Annotated in this window: 11 protein-coding genes; all 11 read right to left on the reverse strand. The window is 42.4% G+C overall.

All coding sequences use genetic code 11. The features are described 5' to 3' along the window. Positions 1-6 precede the first annotated feature (6 nt). Entirely contained in the window at positions 7-1,365 is a 1,359-nt protein-coding gene (locus GLW00_RS15590) for a replication initiation and membrane attachment family protein (RefSeq protein WP_160915577.1), read from the reverse strand. A gap of 133 nt (positions 1,366-1,498) precedes the next feature. Continuing rightward, positions 1,499-1,963: a transcriptional regulator NrdR gene (gene nrdR, locus GLW00_RS15595; RefSeq protein ID WP_160915579.1), complete on the reverse strand. Its 465-nt coding sequence runs from the start codon at positions 1,961-1,963 to the stop codon at positions 1,499-1,501. A 38-nt stretch (positions 1,964-2,001) separates the two neighbouring features. Beyond that, on the reverse strand, positions 2,002-2,376 hold the full coding sequence (locus tag GLW00_RS15600) for a cytosolic protein (protein ID WP_160915581.1): 375 nt from the start codon (positions 2,374-2,376) through the stop codon (positions 2,002-2,004). A 246-nt stretch (positions 2,377-2,622) separates the two neighbouring features. Next, entirely contained in the window at positions 2,623-3,000 is a 378-nt protein-coding gene (speD, locus tag GLW00_RS15605; RefSeq protein WP_115824217.1) for an adenosylmethionine decarboxylase, read from the reverse strand. Between the two features lie 245 nt (positions 3,001-3,245). After that, entirely contained in the window at positions 3,246-4,280 is a 1,035-nt protein-coding gene (locus tag GLW00_RS15610; RefSeq protein ID WP_160915583.1) for a glyceraldehyde-3-phosphate dehydrogenase, read from the reverse strand. Positions 4,281-4,413: 133 nt separating this feature from the next. Next, entirely contained in the window at positions 4,414-5,013 is a 600-nt protein-coding gene (gene coaE, locus GLW00_RS15615) for a dephospho-CoA kinase (RefSeq protein ID WP_160915585.1), read from the reverse strand. 12 nt (positions 5,014-5,025) lie between these two features. Continuing rightward, positions 5,026-5,628 (reverse strand): manganese efflux pump, encoded by a 603-nt coding sequence (locus GLW00_RS15620; protein WP_160915587.1) that lies wholly within the window; start codon positions 5,626-5,628, stop codon positions 5,026-5,028. A gap of 47 nt (positions 5,629-5,675) precedes the next feature. Beyond that, positions 5,676-6,515, reverse strand: a complete 840-nt coding sequence (gene mutM / locus GLW00_RS15625) for a DNA-formamidopyrimidine glycosylase (RefSeq protein ID WP_160915589.1) — start codon at positions 6,513-6,515, stop codon at positions 5,676-5,678. 15 nt (positions 6,516-6,530) lie between these two features. Continuing rightward, positions 6,531-9,170: a DNA polymerase I gene (polA, locus tag GLW00_RS15630; protein WP_160915591.1), complete on the reverse strand. Its 2,640-nt coding sequence runs from the start codon at positions 9,168-9,170 to the stop codon at positions 6,531-6,533. 190 nt (positions 9,171-9,360) lie between these two features. Beyond that, the gene (gene hflC / locus GLW00_RS15635; RefSeq protein WP_160915593.1) at positions 9,361-10,287 is read right to left on the reverse strand and encodes a protease modulator HflC; all 927 of its coding nucleotides are present in this window, start codon (positions 10,285-10,287) and stop codon (positions 9,361-9,363) included. Continuing rightward, the gene (gene hflK, locus GLW00_RS15640) at positions 10,284-11,240 is read right to left on the reverse strand and encodes an FtsH protease activity modulator HflK (protein WP_160915594.1); all 957 of its coding nucleotides are present in this window, start codon (positions 11,238-11,240) and stop codon (positions 10,284-10,286) included. Before hflK ends, hflC begins: the two co-directional genes overlap by 4 nt. Positions 11,241-11,536 lie beyond the last annotated feature (296 nt).

Below are 11,536 nucleotides of genomic sequence, written 5' to 3' on the forward strand. Positions count from 1 at the left end.
CCCCTTTTAGTTGCCTTTGCTCGTCAATTTCTTAATCCTTGCTGCTATGTCATCCGTATTGACTTGTACGGCTTCTTTCTTCTCATGCGGCTTTCCTTCTTCTTGTTTGAACCAGGCTGGGATCACTTCTTCTTTTTGGTTTTTACGCTTCTGAGACTTCTGCTTTCCCCATTGCTGGTATTTCTGATGTTCAGCTTTGGCAAGGTTCATCGCTTGTCTTACAGTCGTTACATTTTTTCTCGCCCAGTGACTGGCAATTTTCTCAAGGTAAGCCTTTGACAATTTCATATCGGTTTTTAACAAGACATAATGAACGAGTACATTCATGACCCCTGGCTCAATTCCTTGTTCTGTCATCACGTCACGAATCATTTTCAGGTCTTGTTCAGACGCACGATTACCATTGGAGACGTCTTCAAGTAATTCCCTTGGGGATATTTCTTCAAGCATCTGTATGAATTGATCCTCTTTTGACCCCTGAGTTGTTGTGTTTTCTACTTTCATTTTCTCTCTGCGATCTAGAGCCGAATCTGTTTGTTTGTCATTTTTTTGCTCTTTCATAAAATCATGACAAGCTGCCTTCAACTCTTCTTCTACTAAATAATGATTTTCATCAATGGCCCAGGTGACGGCTTTTTCAAGCTCTGTGTTGGAAAGGTCATATAACGTAGCCAATTGGACAATCAACTTCTTGTTTCGCCCCGTTAATATTTGTTCCGATGGATACATTCGCTTCTTCAATGCATGGTTCAACCAATGAAAGTCCACTCGGTCCATCGATGCTACCGGCCCTCTGGTTTCCTGCTGATGCTTTTGCTGCTTTGAAATGGTTTCCGTTTCTCTTTGGACCGTTTCGATCATTTTATTATGGAATACTTCATCAAAAGTCGCAGTTACTTCAGTAAATCCCTCAAGTGTTTGCCCAGTATTCAATAACCGGCTTTTTAAGCGCTCATACTTTTCCTTTCCCAACTCATGATGAAGAAGCAAGGAAAGCATATCATCAAGGAAGAACTCTTCCGGAGAAAAAGGAGGGTGCACAGAGTAAAGGTATACAGCTTGCTGATCTTCATCAATCGAACGGAACGTCCGTAGTAATCCGATGGCCTCCAATTTCCCCCTCGCCTCATATATTTTATCCAAGGGAGCAGAAAGGTAAGACATCAATGTATGGTGAGACTGTACCTGTTCCCCTTCAATCATATCCGATTCCGATATAAGAACATGATAAAGAGAAACCGCCAACCTCCCAACAATCGGCTGGTATAAATGTGACAAGGAACGATGAAAACTTCGAGGCAGCTCTCCATTTCGTATGATTTTAAAACCGTCCACTGGGAGAAGTTTGCCAATAGAGTAACTCACCGCCTCCACCTCCTTCAATCATTAAAGCTTATTCATTCTATTTCAATCAGAAAAAGACCATTCATTTCAAAACTGAAACCAAAAGGCCTTCAAAATGTAGGGTCCTAGAAAAAGAAAATGAGCCGGAACAGGCTCATTCATTGTCTTCATGTTTAATTAATTCTTTTAATTCGTCGATGAAAACATTGATGTCCTTGAACTGTCGATATACGGAAGCAAAACGAACATAAGCAACTTCATCAATGCCAGACAGACGCTCCATCACCATTTCACCGATATCCTCACTCATGACTTCAGAAACGCCACGGTTCCTTAATTCCTTTTCGATATCCATAGTCACTCGTTCCAGTTCCTCTGCGGCCACAGGTCTCTTTTCACAAGCTCGAATCAGTCCACGCATCAGTTTTTCACGACTGAACTCTTCTCTTGTGCCTTCTTTTTTCACGACAATCAGAGGAACTTCTTCAATCCGTTCAAAAGTTGTGAACCTGAATTGGCATTGTTCACACTCTCTGCGTCGTCTGATCGCCTGTCCTTCTTCGATGGGCCTGGAATCAAGGACTTTTGTACTTTTATAGTGGCAATTCGGGCACTTCACGTAAGATCAACTCCACATCATCATCTTTTCGGCAGTACTCAGGAAGGATCCACCGCTGTGAACTGACTGTCCAATTTTTTATAAAGCTGAACGATTAGATTCCGGCTGTGACCAAAATCAACGGGACCTCCTGAGTCCGTAGTGACAGAAAAGTCAACGGCTGTTCGAAAAGGGCGGACCATGATGACCGTCGCCACTATAAACGCGCGTCTATTCCCTTTATATTTGACGGTCAATTCGCCACGTTCTTTAGAACTTGCTACAATTTCTGAAGGTGCTGAAAACAATCCTTCAACAGCACGGAAAAGATCATCATGCTTAGCTTTATAATAGTGTGTGACAAGCGCAGAATCCTTATGCTCTTCACTCGTTTCGGAATGGTTGCTGAAATACCTGGAAATAAATGCTTTCACTTACCTAACCCCTTCAATTCCATTCGACATAATCTCCCTTTATTTTAACATGACTTATGAAAATAAGAAACGATTATTGAAACCTAAGGTTCGTTGATAAATTCAAGAGAGCTCATGACGGTACTAGATGCACTCTTTCTGAGAGCCCTTTTAAAAAAGGATTTTCCAACCACCATCCTCATTTATATCGCTCTATAAATAGAAAAGGAAGCCACGCAGGTTGATCCTGCGTGGCTTCCTTTTCTATTATAGCGCGCGAGACTGCTGTACTTCTACAGGTCCCATTCCTCTTGGTACTTCTACTGTTTCATTTTTACCTGCTTCCAGTGCATCGACGATGTACTGAGCAGCGACATTAGGATCAATACGATCTCCGCAAGTATAAACATCAATACTTGCATACCCATGCTCTGGAAAGCTATGAATCGTCAAGTGTGATTCGGAAATGATAACCACTCCGCTAACTCCATGAGGCGCGAATTTGTGAAAAGCAACCTCACGCACTTCTGCTCCAGCTTTAAGGGCTGCATCTACAAAAACTTGTTCTATATACGACATATCGTTCAATTTTTCTTCATTACAATTCCATAGTTCAGCAATTACGTGTCTTCCCATTGTATCCATATCAAGGATCCCCCTTTGTACATTCACTTCAATACCTCTGAAATAACCGCCATGAACTACCACGGGGGAAAGTTAGTCCTGAGAGGTCCTAACCCTTTGAGTAGACATGAATTTATATGAAATTCAGAAGTTCAAGAGAAAGTATATATGGTTTACCCTTAATTTGCAAGAAATATTTTACTGGCTATTGTACAATTCTTCTTGCTGCTTCCAGGGGGACTTAGATTCAAAAAGATTCGGGTTAATTATGAAACTCGGGCTTCCTTTTCTTGTTTCATCATATTGCCCACAAACTTAGCAAGATCCACCACACGGCAGGAATATCCCCACTCATTATCATACCAGGCTAGTACTTTAACTTTACGGTCATCGATGACTTGTGTGGATAACCCATCGATAATTGCCGAAGATGAAGAAGTCGTATAATCAACGGAAACCAGTGGCTCTTCACTGTATTCCAAGATGCCTTTCATTTCCCCCTTAGCCATTCTTTCAAAGGTTTCATTCACTTCGTCTGCTGTAACTTCCCTTTTTAAATCGACGACTAGATCAACAAGAGATACATTTGGAGTCGGTACACGCAAAGCCATACCATTTAACTTTCCTTGAAGGGAAGGGATTACTTCTCCTAAAGCTTTTGCTGCGCCTGTGGATGTTGGGATGATCGACTGCGTACATCCTCGGGCCCTCCGTAAATCTTTATGTGGATTATCTAAATTCTTCTGGTCATTAGTGAATGCATGCACCGTTGTCATCAAACCATTTTCAATGCCAAATTCATCCTCCAACACTTTTACTACAGGGGCAAGACAGTTGGTTGTGCAGGAAGCATTTGAAATGACATCGTGACTGCCCGGCATATAAGTCTCTTCATTCACACCCATTACAATCGTTGCATCCACTTGTTTTCCTGGTGCTGTAATGATGACTTTTTTTGCTCCAGAATCCAAGTGAAGACCTGCTTCTTCTTTCGTTTTAAACTTACCTGTTGCCTCAATAACAATATCAATATCCAGTTCATCCCATGGCAGTTCCAATGGGTTCCTTGTTGAACACAGCTTCACTTTTTTCCGATTGACGACTAAGTCTCCGTCAACGACATTGACCTCTCCTTGAAAACGACCATGCACACTATCGTATTTAATCATGTGAGCAATTGTTTCAGCTGGATAACTTGCATTAACGGCAACCAATTCCATAGATTCATCCGCCACAGCCTTTCTAAAAACCATGCGACCAATTCTTCCCAAACCATTAATAGCAATCTTTGTTTTCCCCATGCTGTTCCAGCCCCCTATATATGATATACTTTTACTCTGTAATTCCTAGATTAGTATAACATATTGCAAGCGCTTTTACATAAAGAACGAAAACTTTCTACAAAAAATAACACGCCTGCTTAGACGTGTTATATTATACGATGTCCCAACCGTGAAGTATGTCTTTTAATTGTTGTAAACTTCCTTCAACTGTGCCGGTATTATCAATGACCGCATCCGCCATTTCTGCTTTCTTTTTCACAGGGATCTGCGCACGGATCCGCTCTTCAGCATCTTCCCTCCCTGCCTGGTCTCTTTCCATCAAACGCTCTCGTTGTGTCTCTTCATCCACGTACACGACGAGAATCTTTTCTACATAATCGGTTAAGTTGCTTTCAAACAGTAACGGAATATCAAGGACGACCGCTCGATATTGTTGATTTTTATACTGTTCGCGCCGTCTGATCATCTCCTCCCTTACTTTAGGGTGGACAATGCCGTTCAATTGCTTACGCTTTGTCTCGTCGGCAAAAATGATCTTACCGAGCTTTTTCCGATCCAGTCCGCCCTCTTCTGAAAGCACCTGTTCTCCAAAAGTGGCTACAATTTCCTGATAGGCAGGTTCTCCAGGTTCGACGACATCCCTTGAAATTTGATCTGCATCAATAACAGGAATATCCATATCCTTAAACATCTTCGCTACGGTACTTTTTCCACTTGCAATACTTCCTGTTAATCCGATGACTACAGTCATCCCGACACCTCCTTATGACAACTTGATCAGTCCAATGATAATAAGTAACACTCCAGGTAGAATGGATAAACTTTCTGCTTTATCACTTAGCTTTGATCCGCTTAAAATCCCGCACCCGAGCATGCAAAAAGTGGCTAAGGTTATCATAACTGCTGTAAATAAAACAGGAATTCCAATAAGGGCTCCACTGATTCCGGCTCCTATAGTATCAAGAGATAGTGCTGCTCCAAGCAGCCATACTTCTTTTCCGCGGATGCCACCTGAGTGGTCAACATCTGCAGCTAAAGGATCGTTCAATACTTTCGCTGGATTAAGCCATGGCTCTTTCTTTTCTTCATGATCCTTCTCTTTCCTAAAAAACTGCCATAAAAAATAGATACCAATGGCGATTAACGCAAGTGCTCCTACACGTTCGGCGTCTTCTACAGCCACTACTGCTGCCAGTAAATGTCCAAAATAGGAAGACAACAGAAATACAATTCCAGAGACACCCGAAATTAGAAAAACGCCCCTTAAAGTAAGGCCGACCTTTTTCAAACCTAAAACGCAGCCGATTCCAAAACTATCGATGCTGACTGCCGTAACGAACAAAAAAATAAACATGCCAATTCCCATCTATCCCACACCTTCATAACTTAAGCTGTGGGATAGTATATGGGGGTTTACCTAGTAGTGTGTAAAGGCTGACAATGAGGACAAATATGAGTTCCCCTGCCGCTCACTTTCAACTTTGTAATCGGAGTACCACATTGAATACATTCCGTATCCTGCTTCCCGTACACACGAAGCTTCTGTTGAAACATTCCAATCTCTCCCTGACTGTTCAAGTAAGAGCGAATCGTCGTTCCTCCCTGTTCAATCGCTTCGAGGATGACAGAAATACTGGCTTCACGAACCTTTTCAACTTCCGCGTTCGTCAGTGTATTTGCAATTCTTTCAGGGTGAATTCCTGCCCTGTAGAGGGCTTCGTCTACATAGATATTTCCTAAGCCAGCTACAATTGATTGGTCAAGCAGGACCGCTTTCATATTTCTAGTCGTCTTTTTAAGCCTCTCATAGAAATAATCCGTGGTGAATGCTTCATTGAATGGATCAGGTCCTAATTGAATAAGCGGTTTATTTTCAAGCTCCATGCCTTTAGGAAAAGCATGCATGGTGCCGAATTTACGTACATCGTTATAGCGCAGTTCTGTTCCATCCGTAAAATGAAAAATCACATGTGTGTGCTTCGGCCTTTCGAGCGTCCCTTCGTACACACCGAATTTCCCTTCCATTCGCAAGTGTGAAACAAGGGCAATGTCATCCATATGAAAGATCAGAAACTTCCCTTTCCGATCAATGTCCTGAATGGTCTGACCTACCAGTAGCTGTTCAAACTCCTTAGGGTCTTGAGGTTGTTTAATGATGTTCCCCCAAAAGATGGAGACCTTTTCAATCTCTTTTCCTAAGGCGAGGTGACTCAATGTTTTTCTGACTGTTTCTACTTCCGGTAACTCTGGCATCGTTGCATTCTCCTCTTACTTTGCATCATACCATGTGTCCCCATAGGAAGAATCGACCTTTAATGGGACATCTAAATCCACGGTACTTTCCATGACAGATGATACAATCTCTTCTAATTGCTCCACTTCTTCTTTTGGTGCTTCTATGATTAATTCATCATGCACTTGCAGCAGAACCTTGGCCTGCATTTTCTCTTCCTGTAGTCTTTCTTCGAGGTCGATCATAGCTTTTTTGATAATATCTGCGGCGCTTCCTTGAATTGGTGTATTCATCGCCGTTCGCTCGGCAAAGCTTCGCTTATTAAAATTCCGGCTAGTGATATCAGGGAGATATCGTCTGCGGTTCATGAAGGTTGAGACATACCCTGTCTCTTTGGCTTCCCTCACAGTGTCGTCCATATAAGACTTGACTCCAGGATAGCTTTCAAAATATTTATCAATGAAAGCTTGTGCTTCTTTTCTCGTAATGCCAAGGCTCTGGGACAGGCCATAATCACTGATTCCGTAAACGATCCCGAAGTTTACTGCCTTCGCCTGTCTTCTCATTTCACTCGTTACTTCGCTGCTTGATACACCAAAAACTTCACTTGCTGTCTGAGTATGGATATCTTCCCCTTCTTTAAATGCCTGCATCAGCTTTTCATCCTGAGCAATATGTGCAAGGACACGAAGTTCAATTTGAGAATAGTCACTGGCAAACATGACCCACTCTTTTTGGGAGGGGATAAAAGCCTGCCTTATCTTACGTCCTTCTTCAAGACGAATCGGGATATTTTGCAAGTTAGGATCTGTGGAACTTAACCGACCGGTTTGTGTTAGGGCTTGATTAAAGCGTGTATGAATCTTTCCTGTATCTTCATGAACCACCTTAAGAAGGCCTTCAATATAAGTCGACTTCAGCTTCCTGAGCTGACGGTTAAGAAGAATTTTAGGAATAATCTCGTGTTGATCCTCCAACTGCTCTAAAACGTCTGCAGAAGTGGAATAACCCGTCTTGGTCTTTTTGATCACCGGAAGCTCTAGTTTTTCAAATAATATCGGACCTAGCTGCTTAGGAGAATTCAAGTTAAAACTTTCTCCTGCAAGGTCGTAGATTTCCTGCTCGACCTTATTCAACCGTTCTTCCAGTTCTTCTCCCATATTCTCTAACCTCTGGACGTCCACACTAACTCCGCGGTGCTCCATCCGCCCAAGAATAAGCGCTAAAGGCATTTCGAGTTCCCTGAACAAGTGATATTGTTCGTTTTCTTTCAATTTCATTTCCATGTCATCTTTCAAGTGATAAAGAAGATCTGCTTTTCTGCCAATGTGCTCATAGAACACATCATCATCATCTGGGCGTTTCATTTTTGCGCCTTTTCCATACACTTCTTCATCATATTTGACGGCTGTTTCACCCAATCGGTGGCCAATCGCAGGAATATCATGATTATTTTCAGCGGGGTTGATTAAATAAGAAGCCAGTAATAGATCAAACGTGATTCCTTTCATTTCAATGCCATGACGTAAAAGAGCGACACACGTCCTTTTGGCATCGAACACCCATTTTTCATTTTCTGCACTCTCCGCCCATGTTTGGAAAGCGTCCGATTTTTTAGCATCCTCCATAGAGAGCACGAACTTCCTTTGATCGTTTACAATAGCAATCCCTTCGACCGGAGCCGTATGATAATTATCATAAAGCATTTCAACAACGACCGACTCTCTTCCAGTGAAAAGGTCTGATTGAATATCCTCCACAACTTCTATATCAATTTCAGGGAGTTCTTGAGCTTCCTCAGATGCTGCACAGCCTTCCTGAACACGGGAGAGCAACGATTGGAAGCCGAGATCTTTAAAAAACTCACTCACTTTTTGGGATTGGTAACCGGCATAGCCGATATCAGAAATGCTTATTTCAATCGGTGCTGCGCGCTCGATAGTAACAAGCTGTTGACTCATGAATGCTTCTTCTTTATTCGTCTCCAGCTTTTCTTTCAATTTCTTACCGCTCACATCATTTAAATGCTCATAGAGGTTTTCAAGCGTATCAAACTGTTTCAAGAGTTTTACCGCTGTTTTCTCCCCGACACCAGGTACACCAGGGATATTATCGGAACTATCTCCCATGAGCGCTTTCAAATCAATGATCTGATCGGGACGGACTTCCATCTTTTCCATAAGGAAAGAGGGGGTGTATGTATCAACATTGGTAATCCCTTTCTTAGTGAGGCTCACAGTGATCTGCTCATTCACTAGTTGGAGAAGGTCCTTGTCTCCGGAAATCACTTTCACTTCCAAGCCCTTATCTCCCGCTTGCGTAGCAAGGGTACCGATGATATCGTCCGCTTCATAATTCTCAAGCTGATAATAATTGACTTCAAACGCATCCAGTAGCTCCTTGAGGACAGGAAATTGTTCGGATAGTTCAGAAGGAGTTTTCTGCCGACCACCCTTATAATCCTTGTATGTTTTATGGCGGAATGTTGTTTTACCAGCATCAAATGCAACAAGCAGATGATCCGGTTGATCCTCTTCAAGAATTTTTAACAACATGGTGGTAAAACCATAAACGGCGTTCGTGTAAACCCCTTTATCATTATTCAACAGGGGCAGTGCAAAAAATGCCCGGTATGCAATACTGTTTCCATCAATTAATACAACTTTCTCTGCCATTGGCTCACTCCTCATTTTAGAAGATACTCAAAGGAGATCTTCATCTGTTTCTTTCACTTAGTCTTCGTTCATTTAATGAATCAATGTATGCTTCTTCCATGGAATCTGAGGTCCCAATGCTCAATAAAAAACGCCTTTTTCACCATTCTACCATGTTTACAGTAGAGAGGAAAAAGGCGCGCCTTTTCTGTTATTCAAAATACCCTAAAAGCAATTCAGCATAAGGGGAATCCTGCGGGAGGATAATAGTTGTCTCCCCATCGATTGTCTTTTTATAGGATTCTAAGGTGCGATAAAGTTGATAGAATTCTGGATCTTGATCAAACGCATTGTTATAAATCTGGGCAGCTTCCTGTTCACCTTCTGCTCGGATTTTTTCAGCATTTGCTCGAGCTGTGGACAGCATTTCCTGCACTTCCCGATCCACCTCCGCCCGAATTCTACTCTTATCCGCTTCCCCTTCTGACAAGTACTGTTGAGCAATTTTTTCGCGGTCGGTAATCATTTGATTAAAGACTGCTTCTTCATTCGCTTCCGGCAGATCAGAACGCTTAATCCGCACGTCATCTACAACGATACCGTAATTATCTCTTTGCAGATATTCGTTAACTTTGGCCGTGATTTCTTCATTCAATACTCCTCTGGAGCTCTCTTCTTCATTAATGATCTCAGAGAAATTCATCTTTCCTAACTCCGAACGCACAATGGAGAAAATAAACTCCCCCATTCGCGCTTCTGCATTCATTTCAGTACGGGCGTTAGCTATCATGTTTTCTGGGTCAGTGATGCTCCATATCGCATAATTATCGATAATCATCCGCTTTTTATCTAATGTGGTGATCTCTTTTTCATCTACATCGTAGACCATTTTCTTTTTAGAGAGGGTGGTAACTTCTTGTACTAATGGAATTTTGAATTTAAGTCCGGGTTTTTCGTGAATTTTAACAACATCGCCAAATTGACGAACCACCTTATATTCGCCTTCTTTAGCAATGACGATTGAATTTATACCTACAAGAAGGATTCCGATAATGACAAGTAATGTGATCCCGGCTTTTACATACTTTTTAAGGTCTTTCTTTTGTTTTTCATTTTCTTTGAATATTTCTTCACTCATGATTCTTCACTCTCCTCGTCCTCCGTCGAACCAGGTACTACATTTTGAACCGTTCCTTGGTTTAAAGGCAGGTATTTCATCGTGTTTCCATCATCATTCATAATGTACACATTAGCCTCTGGAAGCACTTCCTCAAGTGTCTCCATGACCAGACGCTCACGCGTAATCGCTTCGTTGCCCTGGTATTCTTCAAGCAATGCATTGAAACTCGCAACAGCTCCGGTAGCCTGTTGGATTCTCTCTACTTTCGCACCTTCTGATCGTTGTATGATCGCATCCTTTTCCCCGAGGGCTTCCTCGCGTTTCTGGTTAGCATATTTTTCAGCTTCATTCACTTTACTTTGCTTTTGTTCTCTGGCATCTGTCACCTTTGTAAACGCAGATCGCACATCCTTATTCGGAAGATCGACCTCCTGAAGGCGCACATCTATAATAGAAACACCAATTTCATAGCCTTCAACCAGACTGACCAGACCTTCCCGTACCTCATTTTCGATTTCTGCTTTACCGGAAGTTAGAGCCTCATCAATCTCACTACTTCCTATGACACCTCTAAGTGAAGAAGATGTGGCATTGAACAACACTTGTTCAGGATTCTCAGAGGCAAACAAGTAGGCTGCTGGGTCCGTGATTTTCCACTGAACCACGAGATCGGCCTGTAAAATCATATCATCCCCTGTAATCATCGTTACCTTATCCGTTTCTTCTCCGCTGTCATCGAAACCAAAATCCAAACTGAAGGTTTCTTTCGACATTTTTTCTACTTCTTGAATCGGCCACGGCATTTTGAAGTGCAACCCCGGTTCTGTTATGCCATCTTCAGCCTTTCCGAACGTAAGGACCACCGCCTGCTCCGATTCATCCACGGTGTACCATGTCGTGATAAGCGCAATAATCAACAACACAGCCACTACCACCAGGCCCGTCCATTTATAAATTTGTTTAAGACTCATATCGACTTCCCCTTTACCTTTTCTGGATACTATAATTACGGTTATGTAACAAAAAGGTTTCAAAAAAGTAAACTTCGCTTCATTCTTCAACTAAAGCTCCCTTTAGTTGAAGACTCAGTTTCGAGATGTTTGTGATTCTAGGGGCTCCGGGAAACGGTTCGCTTTCCACGGGGCGGGCGGTGAGCCTCCTCAGGCTACGCCTTCCGGGGTCTCACCTGTCCCACACGTCCCATAGGAGTCTCACCGTTTCCCTCCGCCCCTTGACCTTATAAGTGTCTCGAAACCACTTCTAAAAG

The sequence above is a fragment of the Halobacillus litoralis genome (assembly GCF_009856445.1).
GTDB classification, from domain to species: domain Bacteria; phylum Bacillota; class Bacilli; order Bacillales; family Halobacillaceae; genus Halobacillus; species Halobacillus litoralis.

Coding starts and splice junctions, on each gene's coding strand:
- mutM (WP_160915589.1), bottom strand. CDS start 6,515: ATGCCAGAGTTACCGGAAGTAGAAACAGTCAGAAAAACATTGAGTCAC.
- hflK (WP_160915594.1), bottom strand. CDS start 11,240: ATGAGTCTTAAACAAATTTATAAATGGACGGGCCTGGTGGTAGTGGCT.
- GLW00_RS15610 (WP_160915583.1), bottom strand. CDS start 4,280: ATGGGGAAAACAAAGATTGCTATTAATGGTTTGGGAAGAATTGGTCGC.
- hflC (WP_160915593.1), bottom strand. CDS start 10,287: ATGAGTGAAGAAATATTCAAAGAAAATGAAAAACAAAAGAAAGACCTT.
- GLW00_RS15620 (WP_160915587.1), bottom strand. CDS start 5,628: ATGGGAATTGGCATGTTTATTTTTTTGTTCGTTACGGCAGTCAGCATC.
- coaE (WP_160915585.1), bottom strand. CDS start 5,013: ATGACTGTAGTCATCGGATTAACAGGAAGTATTGCAAGTGGAAAAAGT.
- polA (WP_160915591.1), bottom strand. CDS start 9,170: ATGGCAGAGAAAGTTGTATTAATTGATGGAAACAGTATTGCATACCGG.
- speD (WP_115824217.1), bottom strand. CDS start 3,000: ATGGATACAATGGGAAGACACGTAATTGCTGAACTATGGAATTGTAAT.